The 16,201-nt window shown below is 64.2% G+C and carries 16 protein-coding genes; 4 read left to right on the forward strand and 12 right to left on the reverse strand.

Annotation, left to right across the window (positions count from 1 at the left end):
* Positions 1 to 14: 14 nt before the first annotated feature.
* From MJ606_RS06710 to hpnI, 4 genes are all read right to left on the reverse strand, one after another.
* Positions 15 to 1,049 (reverse strand): lysylphosphatidylglycerol synthase domain-containing protein, encoded by a 1,035-nt coding sequence (locus MJ606_RS06710; protein ID WP_243048675.1) that lies wholly within the window; start codon positions 1,047 to 1,049, stop codon positions 15 to 17.
* Positions 1,046 to 1,876 carry a hopanoid biosynthesis-associated protein HpnK gene (hpnK, locus tag MJ606_RS06715; RefSeq protein WP_243048676.1) on the reverse strand — a complete coding sequence of 277 codons (831 nt, stop codon included), beginning with the start codon at positions 1,874 to 1,876 and terminating at the stop codon, positions 1,046 to 1,048. Before hpnK ends, MJ606_RS06710 begins: the two co-directional genes overlap by 4 nt.
* Positions 1,877 to 1,899: 23 nt before the next feature.
* Positions 1,900 to 3,327: a hopanoid biosynthesis associated radical SAM protein HpnJ gene (hpnJ, locus tag MJ606_RS06720; protein WP_243048677.1), complete on the reverse strand. Its 1,428-nt coding sequence runs from the start codon at positions 3,325 to 3,327 to the stop codon at positions 1,900 to 1,902.
* A 79-nt stretch (positions 3,328 to 3,406) separates the two neighbouring features.
* Complete coding sequence (gene hpnI, locus MJ606_RS06725) at positions 3,407 to 4,564, reverse strand: bacteriohopanetetrol glucosamine biosynthesis glycosyltransferase HpnI (RefSeq protein WP_243048678.1); 1,158 nt, start codon at positions 4,562 to 4,564, stop codon at positions 3,407 to 3,409.
* Positions 4,565 to 4,784: 220 nt separating this feature from the next.
* On the opposite strand from hpnI, the gene MJ606_RS06730 reads away from it, so the two are divergent.
* From MJ606_RS06730 to MJ606_RS06745, 4 genes are all read left to right on the forward strand, one after another.
* On the forward strand, positions 4,785 to 5,207 hold the full coding sequence (locus MJ606_RS06730) for a DUF2147 domain-containing protein (RefSeq protein WP_243048679.1): 423 nt from the start codon (positions 4,785 to 4,787) through the stop codon (positions 5,205 to 5,207).
* A 220-nt stretch (positions 5,208 to 5,427) separates the two neighbouring features.
* On the forward strand, positions 5,428 to 5,961 hold the full coding sequence (gene idi, locus MJ606_RS06735; protein ID WP_243048680.1) for an isopentenyl-diphosphate Delta-isomerase: 534 nt from the start codon (positions 5,428 to 5,430) through the stop codon (positions 5,959 to 5,961).
* A 116-nt stretch (positions 5,962 to 6,077) separates the two neighbouring features.
* Positions 6,078 to 7,220 (forward strand): adenosyl-hopene transferase HpnH, encoded by a 1,143-nt coding sequence (hpnH, locus tag MJ606_RS06740; protein ID WP_243048681.1) that lies wholly within the window; start codon positions 6,078 to 6,080, stop codon positions 7,218 to 7,220.
* 5 nt (positions 7,221 to 7,225) lie between these two features.
* Positions 7,226 to 8,329: a glycosyltransferase gene (locus MJ606_RS06745; RefSeq protein WP_243048682.1), complete on the forward strand. Its 1,104-nt coding sequence runs from the start codon at positions 7,226 to 7,228 to the stop codon at positions 8,327 to 8,329.
* Positions 8,330 to 8,334: 5 nt separating this feature from the next.
* Here the strand turns inward: MJ606_RS06745 and MJ606_RS06750 are convergent, their stop codons facing one another.
* The 8 genes from MJ606_RS06750 to MJ606_RS06785 all read right to left on the reverse strand — a co-directional run bounded on the left by MJ606_RS06750 (position 8,335) and on the right by MJ606_RS06785 (position 16,172).
* Complete coding sequence (locus tag MJ606_RS06750) at positions 8,335 to 9,738, reverse strand: MBL fold metallo-hydrolase (RefSeq protein WP_243048683.1); 1,404 nt, start codon at positions 9,736 to 9,738, stop codon at positions 8,335 to 8,337.
* Between the two features lie 68 nt (positions 9,739 to 9,806).
* Complete coding sequence (locus MJ606_RS06755; protein ID WP_243048684.1) at positions 9,807 to 10,778, reverse strand: universal stress protein; 972 nt, start codon at positions 10,776 to 10,778, stop codon at positions 9,807 to 9,809.
* Positions 10,714 to 11,292, reverse strand: a complete 579-nt coding sequence (locus tag MJ606_RS06760) for a GNAT family N-acetyltransferase (RefSeq protein ID WP_243048685.1) — start codon at positions 11,290 to 11,292, stop codon at positions 10,714 to 10,716. The genes MJ606_RS06755 and MJ606_RS06760 overlap by 65 nt, the downstream gene beginning before the upstream one ends.
* A 124-nt stretch (positions 11,293 to 11,416) precedes the next feature.
* Positions 11,417 to 11,845, reverse strand: a complete 429-nt coding sequence (locus MJ606_RS06765; protein ID WP_243048686.1) for a universal stress protein — start codon at positions 11,843 to 11,845, stop codon at positions 11,417 to 11,419.
* A gap of 240 nt (positions 11,846 to 12,085) precedes the next feature.
* Complete coding sequence (locus MJ606_RS06770; protein WP_243048687.1) at positions 12,086 to 12,973, reverse strand: ribose-phosphate diphosphokinase; 888 nt, start codon at positions 12,971 to 12,973, stop codon at positions 12,086 to 12,088.
* Entirely contained in the window at positions 12,970 to 14,571 is a 1,602-nt protein-coding gene (locus MJ606_RS06775) for a thymidine phosphorylase family protein (protein ID WP_243048688.1), read from the reverse strand. The genes MJ606_RS06770 and MJ606_RS06775 overlap by 4 nt, the downstream gene beginning before the upstream one ends.
* Entirely contained in the window at positions 14,568 to 15,056 is a 489-nt protein-coding gene (locus MJ606_RS18385) for a CBS domain-containing protein (RefSeq protein WP_243048689.1), read from the reverse strand. The genes MJ606_RS06775 and MJ606_RS18385 overlap by 4 nt, the downstream gene beginning before the upstream one ends.
* Before the next feature lie 126 nt (positions 15,057 to 15,182).
* Positions 15,183 to 16,172 (reverse strand): zinc-dependent alcohol dehydrogenase family protein, encoded by a 990-nt coding sequence (locus MJ606_RS06785; RefSeq protein WP_243048690.1) that lies wholly within the window; start codon positions 16,170 to 16,172, stop codon positions 15,183 to 15,185.
* Positions 16,173 to 16,201 lie beyond the last annotated feature (29 nt).

Raw genomic sequence — 16,201 nt, forward strand, 5'->3', positions numbered from 1 at the left:
ATCACCTCCCGGGTTCATAAAGACTTGCTGTCTGGTGCTTTGGAAAGCGCCGTGGCGGCGGCTACCAATCGCCTCGCGCGCAAGCGGCGGGCTTCGGCCCATTGCCACGACACCAGTGCCGGCAGGCCAAAGCCCACCTCGCGTGCGCGCTTGACCAGCGACAAGGCAATGGCGGCATCGGCGGGCAGGCCGATCAGGTTGCCGAACAACACCAGGCCGCCCTCCTGCACGCCCAATCCGGCCGGCACCACGAAAATAATGTGGCGCACGGATTGGGTCACTGCCTCGATCGCGATGGCGTCCCATACGCTGATGGGGTAACCCAGCAGTTGCAAGGCCAGCCAGCTTTCGAAGCTGCCCACCACGAAGCCGAAGAACTGCCACATGCAGGACGTGGCGAGCCGCAGCGGCTGCGCATAGAGCGCGCGCACCTCCTGGTCCAGCCGCGCGCCGTCGAGCAGTTCGGTCAGGCGTGAACGCCCGCCCAGCAACTTTTCCGCAAAGGCTTCCAGCCGCGAAAACAGCTGGCCGTGATGAAGCAGGTAGAACAGGCCTATCGGCAGCGGCAGGCTTGCCGCCAGCGCGCCAAGTACCGAGTTGAGCGTGCCGATATGCTCGGTGAGGCCGATCAGCAGCAGGATGCCCAAGGCGGCAAACAGATACTGGCTCACCAGGGTCAGCAAGACTTCCATGATGACGCTGGCAGCCACCGGCGTACCGCCCAGGCCGCGCCATTTGACCAGGCGGATGCCGACGATTTCCCCGCCGATATTGGCCACGGGCAGCAGCCGGTTGCAGGCTTCGCGAATCGTCGCCACCCAGAACAGGAACGGTACGCCGGCCCGTCGCTGCGGATCGCTGGGCGCCAGCAGGACGCGCCAGCCCAATACATCCAGCAGCAGCGGCAGCGCATGGAACGGCAGCAGCCACAGCAGCGCCCAGCCGGCATGATCGAACGCCTGGCGAATGGCCGCCCAGTCCTGTCGCAGCACCAGCACGATGGCGGCGGTCAGGCCCAGCAGGCCGGCGATATAGACCAGTCGCTTCATGCCGCCGCCGGATCGCCGAAGCCATGACACAGCTGGCAACGTTCGTCGATGGCGTGCCGCACGCGTGGCGAAAGCAGGGCGGCCAGCTCATCGGCGTGGCGGTAGTCGGTCATGCCGGCGGTCAGGTCGCCGTGCACGGCGGGATGCAGGTACAGCTCGGACAGGCCACTGGGCAGTTGCCGCAGCAGGTTCAACACGGTGGTCTCGTCCATGCCGCCGCTATGGCGGATGCCGAAGACGTGGTCGTTGCAGCGCACGCCAGCGCGCCGGAGGCGTCGTCGCATCAGCGCCAGCCATGGTCGCAGCCATGGCCCCATGCCCGGTTCGGCCGGCAGTCGCACCGCCCGCAGGCCGAAATCGCGGCCGATGGAGAGCAGCAGCGACAGCACGGTCGGGTGCAGGTGAAAATGCTTGTGGGCGTTCACGTGATCCAGCGACAGGCCGGTGGCGGCGTAGCGCTCGAACTGGGCGCGGATTTCCGCAGCCAGCTGGCGTCGTACCGAGGGCAGGAAAAAGAAGCGGAAGCCGGCGCGCACCATGGCGTTGTCGAAACGGCCCTGTGCGTCGACCAGGTCGGGGATGCGCGCTGGCGACAACGCCGACTGGCCATCCGCGAGCACCAGATGCAGGCCCACCGCCAGGCCGGGCAGGCGGCGCGCCAGGGCGACGGCTTCGTCCGCCGCCGGCGCGGTCACCATCAGGCTGGCCGCGCGCAACACGCCCTCGCGGTAACCGCGCTCGACCGCCTGGTTGACGGCCGCGTGCAGGCCGAAGTCGTCAGCGGTCACGATCAGGCGCGGTCGCGCCGCTACGGGCTGGGCACTCATCTTCGAAACCGCGAATGGCCCACTCAAGCCTCGTGCGCATGCAGGAAGCGGAAGAACTCCACGCCTTCGCGCAGCCGTCGCTTGGTCATCTCCCAGCTTCCCAGCATCTCCTTGACGATCTCCCAGATCTTGGAGGGGCGGAAGTAGAAGCTTCGGTAGAACGTCTCGACGCCATGGAAAATGTCTTCCCGCGACAGGTGCGGATAGCTGATCAAGGCCAGCTGCACGCCCTTGTCGTTGACCAGGTTCACCGCCTGGTTGGGTTCGAGCCAGCCATTCTCGATGGCCTGCTTGTATAGCGAGGTGCCGGGATAGGGCGCCGCCAGCGACACCTGGATGGTGTGCGGGTTGATTTCCTTGGCGTACTGGATGGTCTTGGCGATGGTTTCCTTGGTCTCGCCCGGCAGGCCCAGGATGAAGGTGCCGTGCACGGTGATGCCCAGCTTGCGGCAGTTCTCGGTGAACGTGCGCGCGATGTCGGTGCGCAGGCCCTTCTTGATGTTGTGCAGGATCTGGTCGTCGCCCGATTCGTAACCCACCAGCAGCAGGCGCAGGCCGTTCTCCTTCATGATCTTCAATGACTCATAGGGAACGTTGGCCTTGGCGTTGCAGCTCCATGTCCAGCCCAGCGCGTGCAGGCCGCGCGCGATCTCGTGCACGCGCTCCATGTTGGAGCTGTCGGTAAAGGTGTCGTCATCGAACATCAGCTCCCGCACCTCGGGCATGTTCTCCTTGATCCACTTCGCCTCGGCGATCACGTTGGCGGCCGAGCGGACGCGGTAGCGATGGCCGCCCACGGTCTGCGGCCACAGGCAGAACGTGCATTTGGAACGGCAGCCGCGCCCGGTATAGATCGACACGTAGGGGTGCAGGAGATAGCCGATGAAGTAGCGATCGATCTTCAGGTCGCGCTTGTACACTGGCGACACGAACGGCAGGTCGTCCATCTGCTCGATGGTGGCTCGCGGCGGGTTGTGCTGCACGGCGCCATCGGCAAGCTTGTAGCTGAGCCCGTTGATGTCCTTGAAGGGGCGGCCTTCGGCGACTTCCTTGCAGGTGTAGTCGAATTCCTCGCGGGCCACGAAGTCGATGGCCGGCGATGCCCGCAACGAGTCGGCCGGGTCGACGGCGACCTTGGCGCCCACCATGCCAATGAGGATGTCCGGGCGCCGCTCCTTGAGCAGCTCGGCGAACTTGGCGTCGGTGGGGAAGGAAGGGGTACTGGTATGGATGATCACCAGGTCGTAATCGGCGGCGATAGCCAGGGTGTCGTGCACCGAGAGTTCTTCCACCGGAGCATCCAATACCCGTGAGTCCGGCACCATCGCCGCTGGCTGAGCCAGCCAGGTGGGGTACCAGAAACTCTTGATCTCGCGTTTGGCCTGGTATCGGGAACCGGCCCCGCCATCAAAACCGTCAAACGACGGAGCCTGCAGAAAAAGCGTCTTCATGGGAGTAATGAGCTCCTGGAGCCGTTCAGCCTATGTCCGCAATGACTTGCCCAGCACATCTTATGCAACGTACTTCACTTCAAGAATACCGCGTAGGCGCGTGATTGCGCGCGTGCAGCACCTGTCCACGCCACTCCACCCGCCAGCGAACCAGGGCGGCTGCCCATTCCAGCAGCAGCAGCACATCGCGCCACGGGCTTAACCATAGGTCACGCCAAGGTGAAGATGGCGTCGTCGTGCGACGCTGCAGAACATACCGCAAAACCCGGGCGCCGCCGCCAAGCAGGGCTATCGCGAGATTCAGCGGCGACCAGGCCAGCCCCAGCCCGAGCACCAGCAACGGCCAGGTGAAGCAGACGAAACTCATCACGAAGCCGGCCGGGGCGATCGCCCGGATCGTGCGCAGCCAGCGCAGCTCGTGCGTCCACAGGCTGGACAGGCGGGTCTCGCTTACTTCGGTGCCCACTTCCAGCTCCGACAGCACCGTGCTCAAGCCGGCGCGGCGACTCAGTTCGCCCAGCCAGAAATCATCCGCCAGCGTGTCGCGCAACGCCTCGAAGCCGCCGAGGGCGGCCAGGGTATCGCGACGCAGGGCAAGGGTGGAGCCGAACGCGAAGCGGGTCGAGCCAAAGGCGTGGGCCAGCCTCACCGAAGGCGCAAACCAGTCATCGATGAACAGGCAGCCGAGGCGCGACCATACGCTGTCCTGCGGCACCCCGTGATACAGGCAGGTGACGATGCCCACCCCGGCATCGGCCAAGGGCGCCGTCACGCGCGCCAGATAATCCGGCGACACGCTGATGTCGCTGTCCGCCAGTACGAGCCAGTCATGGATGGCGTACGGCAACAGGTTCATCAGGTTGCTGACCTTGAGGTTGGCGCCATGCACGCGCGGGTCGACCACGAGCTGGATGGCCAACTGGGGAAACTCCGCGCGCAGGCGCTCCACCACGGCGATGGCGGGGTCGCCGGGCTCGCGCACGCCAAACAGAAGCTGGTAGCAGGGATGTGCCTGCTGGCAAAAGCCGCGCAAGTTTTCGTACAGGCGGGGTTCGGCGCCATGAAGGGGCTTGAGTACGCTGACCGGATGCATGGCGGCCGCTTGAGGCTTGGCTGCGCGCTGGCGGGTGCTTTTGAGCAAGGCCCACAGGCTGACGGCGGCATAGCCCGTCGCCGCCAGGTTGAGCGCAGTGCCCAGCCAGGTCGGAATCATGGCGACGACTTGAGGAGTCAGCATGGCAGGGGTGCCTGGCGCGATCCGCGTTTCCTCCTAAAATTAACCCATGAGCCTGTCAAATGCCCGGCCTTGGGTCGCAGCTCACCCGGCGGCAGCACGTGACATGCTGTGCCGGGTGTTCACGTATGTGCTGGCGGGGTTGGTTGGGGCCATGGCCGCCGTGCCTGTAGCCGTCCGGGCTGCAGACGAGCCAACCCCGTCCATCGAAGGGGATTGGCTGGTGGAAAGCCGTGACGCGGTGATCCGCATTCAGCAGCAGGGCGACCAGTACGAGGGACATATCGTGTGGCAGCTCCACGACACCTATGGTCCCGAGGACGGGCCCGATCTCGATGGCAAGACCGTCACGGATCGCAAGAATCCCGATCCCTCGCTGCGCTCACAGCCGCTGACCGGGCTTCGCCTGCTCTGGGGGCTGCGCTACGACGCCGCCAGTGGCGCCTGGCTGGACGGTCACGTATACGACACCGACAACGGCAAGGTCTATCAGTGCGAGGTACGCCTGCTCGATGCCAATCATCTGAAATTGCGCGGTTATATCGGCATCAGCCTGCTCGGCGGCAACACCGTATGGAGCCGGGTGCCGGCAGGGACCACGCCTGTCGGACCGGCACGGCCGGCGACGGTTGCGCCGGGTCGTTGACGCGCCGATGACTCTAGCCACCGCAACCTTTGCTAACCTACGCCTTGCGAGCGCGGTGCGCCGTTTTCTTGCGGCGCCACCTGTGGATCCAGGGAAATAACGACCCGAGCCAGCTGGATGGCCATCGAGCGAGAGAGGTTTGACCTTGGTTAACCGAGAGTTGGACGGCAACGCATGGCAATGGTCGAAGGACATCGTTTCCTTTCACGACGAGCCCTTGGTGCTCGTTGACGAGCACGATCACGAGACGGGTTTTCTGGACAAGCTGGCTGCGCACAGCGGGCAGGGCGTGCTGCATCGGGCGTTCTCGCTGTTCGTGTTCAACTCGCAAGGCGAGCTGTTGTTGCAGCAGCGTGCCGCGGACAAGCGGCTATGGCCGGGCTTCTGGTCCAATACCTGTTGCAGCCATCCCCGCCGCGGCGAGGCCATGGACAAGGCGATCCATCGACGCCTGGGCGAAGAGCTGGGCATGCAGTGCGAGCTGGATTACCTGTTCAAGTTCCAGTACCAGGCGCAGTTCGATGACGAAGGCGCCGAGCACGAACTATGCTGGGTCTACGCAGGTCATAGCGACGCCACGCCGGTAGTCAACGTCAACGAGATTTCCGCGCTGCGCTATCTTTCGCCGGCCGCGCTCGATCAGGAAATGGCGAGCGAGCCACAGGCGTTCACGCCCTGGTTCAGGATCGAATGGGAGCGTTTGCGCCGGGAGCATCCGCAGGTGCTCGTGCCAAGGGCCATACTTCCCGCCTGAAGGTGCACGACTTCCACAAGTGGCTATACTCGGCCTCAACCACTGAACCGCTTCGGTGCGCGTCCGCCTTATGGCAGCGCCGAAGCGATCGAACGATATGCGACGAGGAGAATCCGTTGGGCATTCCTCTTATTCAGCAGATCAAGATCGGGCGCTACATCCTCGGCAAGAGGATCAGCGGACAGGCACGCTACCCGCTGGCGATGATGTTGGAGCCCCTGTTCCAGTGCAATCTGGCCTGCGCCGGTTGCGGCAAGATCGATCATCCCAAGGAAATCCTGCAGAAGCGCCTGAGCGTCGAGGATGCGCTGCGCGCGGTGGACGAATGCGATGCCCCGGTGGTTTCCATTCCGGGCGGCGAGCCGTTGATCCACAAGGAGATGCCGCAGATCGTGCAGGGCATCGTGGCCCGCGAGAAATTCGTCTACCTGTGCACCAATGCGATTCTGCTGGTCAAGCATATCGACGAATACACGCCGTCGCCGTACTTCACCTGGTCGGTCCACCTGGACGGCCTGCAGAAGCGCCACGACGAATCGGTGTGCATGGAGGGAGTGTTCGACAAGGCGGTCGCGGCGATCAAGCTGGCGCTGTCGCGTGGTTTCCGCGTCACCATCAACTGCACGCTGTTCAACAACGAGCGGCCGGAGGAAATCGCGGAGTTCTTCGATTTCGCCATGTCGTTAGGGATAGAGGGCATTACGGTGTCGCCGGGCTACAGCTACCAGCATGCGCCGCGACAGGACGTGTTTCTCGGGCGCACCGAAAGCAAGCAGCTTTTCCGCGATGTCTTCCGCATCGGCAAGGCGCGCAAGAGCCGCTGGGTGTTCAACCAGTCGTCGATGTTCCTGGACTTCATCGCGGGCAACCAGAGCTACCAGTGCACGCCGTGGTCCAACCCCACCTACAACATCTTCGGCTGGCAGAAGCCGTGCTACCTGCTGGTCGACGAGGGCTATGCCAAGACCTACAAGGAGCTGATGGAAGACACCGAGTGGGACAAGTACGGTGTCGGCATCAACCCCAAGTGCGATAACTGCATGGCGCATTGCGGCTTTGAGGGCAGCGCGGTCAGCGATACGTTTGCGCACCCCTTGAAGGCGGCGCGCGTGGCCATGTTCGGCCCGCGGACGGAGGGCGCCATGGCGCCTGAATTGCCGGTGCAGTATGGCGATCGGGCGGATGCCACCGCCGTGCATATTCCGATCAGCGCGATCCAGCGGCGCAGTGCCACCACGGGCGCGGATGCCGGTCACTGAGTTCGATGTTCACCCTGGCATGCGCGCTGGTGGCGGCCGTGATGTGGGTCGGGCTGCTGTTGGCGCCATGGCGACCGTGGAGTACGCGCGAGCGGCTTGAGGCAGATCCCGCTGCCGAAGGCGTCGACCTTGCCGGGATCACCGTGTTGATCCCGGCGCGCAACGAAGCCGACGTGATCGGCAGCGTGCTGGCCGGCCTGCAGGCGCAGGGCAAGGGCCTGCAGATCATCGTGGTGGATGACCAGTCCGGCGATGCCACGGCGGCCATCGCCGCCTCGTTTCCGCATACCCGCGTAATCAGTGGTGAACCTTTGCCGCCCGGCTGGGCCGGCAAGCTATGGGCGTTGGAGCAAGGCAGCCGGCACGTGCAGACGCCGATGACGCTGCTGCTCGATGCCGATATCCAGTTGCAGCACGGCCTGCTGCCGACGCTGCTCGAACACAAGCGGCGCGAACAACGCCAGCTGGTATCGCTGATGGCGGACCTGCGTCGAACCAGCTTCTGGGATCGCCTGCTGCTGCCCGTGTTCGTGTATTACTTCAAGCTGCTTTATCCCTTCGCACTGTCCAATTCCCGTCATCGCGCCGTGGCGGCTGCGGCGGGTGGATGCATCCTGGTCGATACCGACGTATTGCATCGCATCGGTGCGTTCGCCAGCCTGCGCGATGCGCTGATCGACGACTGTACGCTGGCCCGCCAGGTCAAGCAGGCGGGCTACCGCACCTGGCTGGGGCTGAGTCGCGATGTCGTCAGCCTGCGCCCTTACGGAAGCCTGGGTTCCATCCACCAGATGGTGGCGAGATCCGCCTTCACCCAGCTGGGTTATTCCACCGGGATGCTGCTGCTGGTGACCGCCGTCTTCGCGCTCGCCTATGGCGCGCCGCTGGCCTTGCTGGCGTCGCCGCATGTCTGGCCATTGGCCTGGACGGCCTGGGCCGCCATGACGGTAAGCTATCTGCCGATGCTGCGCTATTACCGCATGTCGGGCTGGTGGTCCCTGCTGCTTCCACTCAGTGCCTTGCTGTATCTGGGCATGACCTGGAGTTCGGCCATGCGCTACTGGCGCGGCGTGCGCTCGCAATGGAAGGGGCGCGTGTATAGCCACTGACTGGTTCAGGCAAGCGCCACCGGGGTGTTCAGTTCCGGCAATGCGACCTGGAATGCGCGGGCCGTCAGGGTGTCGTTCATCACGCGCATGCCGCGCTCCTGCTCGCCGTGCACCAGCATCACCAGACGACGAGCCGAATCGCCAAGCCAGTTCAGCAGGCCATCGTGATCGGCATGCGCGGAAAAGCCGTTGATCGTATGGATGCTGGCATTGACCTGGATGATTTCGTCGAATATGCGCACGCGGCGGGCGCCATCGACGATGCGGCGGCCCAGCGTGCCGTTCGCGGCATAGCCTACGAACACCACGCTGCTTTTGTCGCGCCACAGGTTGTGCTTCAGGTGATGGCGCACGCGCCCGCCCGTGCACATGCCCGAACCGGCGATGATGATGGCGCCGCCTTCGATCCGGTTGATGGCCATCGACTCCGACGCGTCGCGGGTGAAATGCAGGTTGGGTGTGGCAAACGGGTCGTCATGGCTGAGTTCTTCGGCAAAGGCTTCCCTGAGACCTTCGGGATGGCGCCGGAATATTTCCGTGGCCGAGATGGCCATGGGTGAGTCGAGGAAGATCGGCGTGCCCTGCGGAAGGTGGCCGTCCTTGGTGCCTCGATGCAGGTAATAGAGAATCTCTTGCGCCCGCTCCAGCGCAAAGCTTGGTATGACGACATTGCCTCCGCGTGCCAGCGTCCGGCTGATTGCTTCGTAGAATTCGTCGATGGATTCGGCCAGCGAGCGATGGTTTCGGTCGCCGTAGGTGGACTCCATCACGACATAGTCTGCCGCGGGCGCCGGGTTGGGGTCGCGCAGAATGTCGCGCCCACTGCAGCCAACGTCGCCGGAAAAGACGATGCGTCGCGTCGCGTCGCCGTCCTCCAGGCTGAGCAGGATGCAGGCCGAGCCAAGGATATGCCCTGCATCGATGAATTCCGCATGGATGCCGCCGGTGATCTGGATGGCTTGGTTATAGGGCACTGCTTCAGCGAACAGGTCGAGGGTTCGCAGGACATCTTCGAGGGTGAAGAGTGGATCGCGCTCGGCCTCGCCGCGTCGATGGCGCAAGCGCGACGCGCGTGCGGCGTCTTCCTCCTGCAGCCGGGCCGCGTCCATCAGCACGACGCGCGCCAGCTCACGGGTTGCCGCAGTCGCGTAGATGGGGCCCTTGAAGCCCTGCTTGACCAGGCGGGGGATGCGTCCGCAATGATCGAGATGCGCGTGGGTCAACAGCAACGCGTCGATGCCGTGGGGATCGAAACCGAAAGCTTCGGCGTTGGCCGCCTCCTCGTCGCGCCGCCCCTGGAACAGGCCGCAGTCGACCAGTACCTGGTGATCGCCGCACTGGATGCGATGGCATGATCCGGTGACCTCTCTGGCGGCACCATGGCAGCTGTACACGATCTTCGACGGCATCGGTGATGGCCTTCTATGGAATGCCTGAAGCTGGCGGCTCAAGCGGTGGGTGCGCCGAGGCTTTCGCCTCAATGCTGCACCAGCATGGGAATGGAAGCGTGATGCAACAGATAGCGGGTGGCCCCGCCCAGCGCTCGCTCGCGCAGGCGTGATCGTCCGTAGGCGCCGGTCACCAGCAAGTCGGCACGCTCCTGTACCGCCAGCCGCCAGATGGCACTGCCCGCCTCGCGCGGCGTCACATGGATTCGATGTGTCTTTGCCGGCACATCGTGCGTAAGCAGGTAGTTCAGGGGAAAGAAGGGTGGATCCTGCCCCGGGTCATCATCGTAATGCGGAGTCTCGCCATCGATCAGGATGACTTCCCGGGCGGCCTTGGCGAAGGGCAGGGCGGCGTGAATGGCGCGAACGGATTCAATGCTGCCGTTCCAGGCGATGACGACGCGCTTGAAGTCAGCGTTGCCATCCCAGAAGGGCGGCAATACGAGGCACGGCGACCGGCAGGCCACCAGGGCTTCGCCCAGGGCATCAAACAGCGAAGGTTCCTGCAGAATATCCCGTTCGAGCACGATGAGATCATGCCAGGCGCCCACCTGGCGCATGGTGCTGGCGATGCTGGCGCGAGTCACCGACCAGGAGGCGGAGCGCACCCCCATGCTCCTCGCGGTTGCCCGAAATGCGTCGCGGTCGGCATGGTTTTCCTGGGGCACGTCCATCAGCATGGCCAGCGCGCTCGGGTCGATGTCGCTGCCATGGATACCGCGAAGCGAGATATCGACGTAGCAGCCGGTGACATGGCCGCCGAATCTGGCCGATAGCGCCAGCGCGGTCAGGGCGGCCGAACTCCAGGGCCCTGTCGAGGTGACCAGGGCGACGATATCTTCCATGGGGCCACTGCTGCGATTGTCCATGGTGTGCATTGCCTCCGGGGCGGCATCGCTCATGCAGCTACCCCCGATGTGAGAAATGACGTGGAGGTCATAGATCGAGCGTATGAACCACCTGGGTGGCATCCGATGGATCCATCTCACGATGGAAGCCAAGATAGTCGGCCAGGTCACGCATGCGCTGATTGCTGGCGGCGTCCAGCGAAAGCATGCGCTTGAATCCGTTTCGGCGGGCGACATCGATGAGATGACGCATCAGCAGCACGCCAAGGCCCTTTTGCTGCCAGTCGTCCGCCACGGTGACCGCGCACTCGCAGCACTTGTCGTCATCGGTGGCGCTGTAGCGACTGACCCCGATCTCTTTCAGCACGCCGTTGTCGTGAACAAGTGCGATGAATGCCGTTCGCTTTGGGTAGTCCAGGTCCATCAGCTGATCGATCTGCGCCACGCTCACCTGCTTGAAGTCGCCAAGGAAGCGCAGGCGCCGCGCGTGATGCGACAGGCCATTGACGAAAGCCAATTCGCGTTCCCTGTCGGCTTCTCGCAGCGGGCGGATCAGCACAGGCGTGCCATCGCGGAGCGTATCGGTCCAGTGATCACCCGCGATGGCTTCCGGAAAGTTGGAAAAGGGGCTGGCCTGGTGCTGGTTGCTATCGCTGGGGCTGGACATGGCACGCTCTCGGTTTGATCGGATGACGGGACGGCTTACCGGTATGTCTAGTTCTATCGTCCGCGGCGGCGCGCGGATTGATCCGCATCAATGACCTGCCGCCGCGGCGGGCCGGTTGTCGCCATTAGCGGCAGATCAGTACGGGGATATTGCTATGAAGCAGAACGCTCTGGGTCTCGCTGCCCAGCAGCAAGCGCGTCAAGCCTCTTCGTCCATGCGCACCCATGACGATCAAGTCGCAGGACTTTTCGCGGGCCACCTGGACGATAACGTCCCATGGCTCGCCGCCATGCATGGCCAGGCAGTCGCAGGGCACGCCGGCCCTGTCGGTTTCCGCCTGTACGGCCGATAGGCAGTGCTCGGCGCGATCCGTGCCGTCCTGGACGGAAAAGGGCCGGCTTTGGCCGGAAACATACGGCTCGGCCAGCTCGGGCAATATCACGTAAAGCGCGAACAGCCGCGCGCCGCAGAGCCTGGCCAGTTCGATCGCCTTTTCGGTAGCCCGCGTGGAGATGTCAGATCCGTCCACAGGAAGAAGAATGCGCTTGAACATATAGCCTCTTGCCAGCTCGGATGCCTTGCCGGCGCCGGTGGGCCTAATCGCCGGAGACGCCGGTTTGCTTTTTCGCCGCGGGCGTCCAGGTCGGCCTGTCAGGGCGAATGCAGTGGTGGAACCATTCGCGTGCCATCGTGCGCCCGGGACATCAGGCCGTATTGATGGATGTCAATGTCTGCTTGATCTTCAGCGTGAGCACTGGGCTCGTGCTGGGCGATTTCATCCGTCTGGGCGGCATCAGAAGCCGGCGATGGCCTGGGCTACCAGGTGAGTGATATCGATGACTCCATTTTCCTGGACGATGCTGTTGGTCGTGACGATCCGCGATGCGCCGGCATTCAAGATGAGCTGCCTTGCCCCCGCCTCGAAGATGCCATGGACGGCGATGCAGATCGATGGTGGAAGATTCAATAGCCTCAGTTGCGCTGCGTTTTCGGCCATGGTGTGACCGCTCGATATGATGTCGTCGACCAGTACCGGGGTGTGATTGGCGAACTGCGCGGCATGTGGAATGGGCAGGTTGACCGATACATGCCTATCGTCCTTGCGGACCTTGCTGGCGACGATGAGCGGGGCGTCCACCAATGTTGCTATCTCGCCCGCCCACTGCGCACTTTCTTCGTCAGGGCCAATAATGAGCGGCCGCACGACGTTGGTTAGGATCCAGTCGGCGATGGTTGGGGCCACATGCAGCGTGTGGCCATGGGCCAGCCCCGCTTCGGCCAAGGTCGCATGGCGGTGAAGGTGCGGGTCGGCAGCAAGCACCCAGTCGAAATAGGGGGTAAGCAGTTTGCCCAGGATGCGCGAAGACACCGCCTCTCCCGGATGAAAGCGCGCGTCTTGCCTCATATAGGCGAGGTAAGGCGCTACCAGGCCGACGCGCGATGCGCCAAGTTCCCGTAGCGTGTCCGCCGCCTGAAGCAACGGAAAGATCTTGGGGTCCGGGCGATCGAGCGTGCACACCAGCAAGGCTTCACCCTTGTCTTCCGGCTCGGCCAACGTAATGAGCGCCTCGTCATCGGGAAAGCGGTGCAGGGAAAGTGCCCGCCTTGGCCAGCTTCCATGGATGGCGATCTGGTCGGCAAAGGCTTCATTGCCTGGCATCGCGTAAACGGCATAGCTCATGGCGTACCCACCTCGACGATGTTCGGATGGCGCGAGACAAACTCCAGTGCATAGGCCAGTTCACCCTGGGTTTGCGCGTGCAGGGTGAAGAGCGGTTGGTCCTTGCTCACCCGGCTTCCCAATGAGGCGTCCAGCGTCAACCCGGCCAGTGGAGAGTGCGGCGCGCCGGCCAGCTTCGCGGCCTGGGCCAGGCGGCGATTGTCGATGCAGGTGACACGCCCTTCGAGGGACGTCGTCACGGGATGCTGAAAAGCCGCGACTCCCGGCGTGCGCAACCCGCCCTGTGCCTCGCAGATGGCCAGGAACTGGGTCAGTGCCTTGCCGCTGTCCAGCGTGTTGCGGGCCATCGCCATCGCGTCGATGGGCAAGGTGGCGAGCCCGGCCAGCTCGATCACCTGGGCAGCCAGCAGCAATGAGCGTTCCCGCAGATCGGCTGGGGCGGTCTTGTCCCGCGCGAGCACCGCCATGACATCGTGGGCTTCCAGGGCTGGGCCAATCCCGCGGCCGACGGGCGCGCGGCCATCCGAAAGAACCGTCCTTACCTGCAGGCCAAGACGCGATCCCACGCGCTGGATCAGCGCCGAGAGCGAGTCGGCCTCCTGCTGGCTGCGCACCTTGGCCGTAGGGCCCACGGGAATATCGATCACTACGTGGGTCGAGCCCGCCGCAATTTTCTTGGACAGTACCGACGCGACGAGCTGCCCTTCGCCATCCACGCCCAGGGCGCGCTCGATGCGAATAAGCACATCGTCCGCCGGACTGAAGTTCACGCTACCGCCCCAGATGATGCATCCGCCGGTGCGCTCCACCACGCGTCGCATCGCCTCAATGCCAATATCCACGGGGGCGAGCATCTCCATGGTGTCGGCCGTTCCCGCCGGCGAAGTGATGGCGCGGGAAGATGTCTTGGGCATGACCAGGCCAAGCGCGGTGGCGATGGACACCACGATGGGCGTGGTGCGATTGCCGGGCAGGCCGCCGACACAGTGTTTGTCCACGATCACGGCGCCGGGCCAGTGAAGCCGGCTCCCGCTGGCGACCATGGCCTGGGTCAGGTAGCCCACCTCCGGCTCGCTCAGGCGACCGTTGGCGCACGCCGCAATAAATGCAGCCAGTTCGATGCCGGAGTAGCGGCGCCCGGCGATGTCGCTCACGACGGCCTGGAACTGTGCGCTGTCCAGTTCATGGCCATAAATTTTCCGGCGAACGAAGGCCAGCGATTCGACCGTGGGCGCGTGGGAAAAATAGGCCCGTTCGTTGGGTTTCGGCGCCAGTGCCCGCCAAGCCGATTCGGATAGCCCTGCCTCGTCGACGGCGAGCAGGTCGCCGTGCACGACCTCGAGCGTGGCGACCAAGCGCCGGTCGGCCACGTGCAGTTCGACGCGGCTGCGCGCAATAAAGCCCTCGCTGCTGCAGATGGGCGAATCGCTTTGAAGGAACACCACGTGCTCGTCACCGGTATCGATGCCCAGGCGCCGCAGGCGGCTGTTTTCTTGTTCGATATGGCCTCGGGAGTCGTCCGGCTGTTCAAGCGGCATCTGCATTCTCTGATGAGCGGTGGGTAAGGGCGTTTGCCTGCGCGATGCCAGCGACGTCACTCGCCGTTGCCGTCGCGAGTTCCGTGGTGGTTTGACGCGAGGGCGGTGTGCTTTTCCAGCGGCGGCTCGATCAGCATCACCTCGGTCAGTTGCTGCAGCAGCGCGGTCACTGCCACCAGGGCGTCATCGGCGGTCACGATGCCGGCCAGCAAACCTTCCTCGTCGATCACCGGCAGTCGACGCACGCCGCTGCCGTGCATGATGGCAATGAGTTGCGCGAGCGTGGCGTCGTGGCGGCATACGACGACGGGTTGCGACATGACCGAGGCCATCGGCGTGGCTTGGACATCGCAGCCCTCGCTCAGCCAGGACCTGCTGAGATCACGGTCGGTCACGATGCCCACCGGAGTTTGGCCGGACTCGTTGGCATGGACTACCACGAGGCAACCGGTCAAATGCTGTTGCATGAGACGGGCTGCCTCATGAATGGACTGAAGCGGGGTGGCGACAATGACCCTGGAGGTGCCGATATCGATGGCTCGCACGGCTTTGCTCCTGCTGCAACGACTGCACCCAGCCTAGATGGGTGATGGCAGGCGCCATTGACGAACATCAACAAACCCATTCAGGCATCAAACTGGATGCGCCGGTTCGCGAGCAGCCGGCGAAACTCAGGGCAGCAACACGGCGGCACCTTGCAGGCGGCCGAGGCGCAAATCCTGCAAGGCCCGATTCGCATCGCTCAGTGGATACGGCGTCACGTGCGGGATGATGCGCGCGCGTCCGGCGACCTCAAGGAAATCATGGCCGTCCGCGCGGGTAAGATTGGCGACGGAAAGCAACCGGCGTTCTTCCCATAGCAGGCGATAGGGGAAGCGCGGAATGTCGGACATATGGATGCCGCCGCAGACCACGCTGCCGCCCTTGCGGACAGCGCGCAAGGCGCTGGGAACGAGTTCGCCCGCCGCGGCAAAAATGATGGCCGCATCCAGTGGCTCCGGGGGGGATTCGTCCGAGCTGCCGGCCCATTCGGCGCCAAGCTCGCGCGCGAACGCCTGGGACGCCGCATCGCCAGGCCGGGTGAACGCATAGAACGGGCGCCCTTGATGGCGCAGCAGTTGGGCCAGGATATGCGCGGCGGCGCCAAAGCCATACAAGCCGACACTGGCGACATCGCCAGCAAGCCGAAGCGCGCGGGAACCGATCAACCCGGCACAGAGCAGCGGGGCGGCCGCGGCTGCGTCCGGATAGTCACTGATGGGCAAGGGCAGGCAGAAAGCGGCCCGCGCGGTCATGTGCGTCGCATAGCCGCCGTCGCGATTGCATCCGGTGAAGACCGGCGTGTCGCATAGATTCTCGCGTCCGCCAAGGCAATAGGCGCATCGGCCGCACGTACCTCCCAACCAGGGCACGCCGACGCGGTCACCGATGCCCGGGGCGTTGACGTCACGCCCCACCGTGTCGATGACGCCGATGACCTCGTGGCCGGGAATCACCGGGTAACGAGCCTGTGGCAGCTCGCCGTCGATGAGATGAAGATCCGTGCGGCACACACCGCAGGCTTCGACCCGGATACGAACCTCGTCCGGTCCGGGCAACGGGTCCTCACGGTGCTCCGGAACCAGCGCCATGCCGACGCCCCTGGCAACCATGGCTTGCATAAGCGGCTTCTCCTTCCTGTAGCAATGCC

The sequence above is a fragment of the Dyella sp. RRB7 genome, from assembly GCF_022761115.1.
Lineage (GTDB): Bacteria > Pseudomonadota > Gammaproteobacteria > Xanthomonadales > Rhodanobacteraceae > Dyella.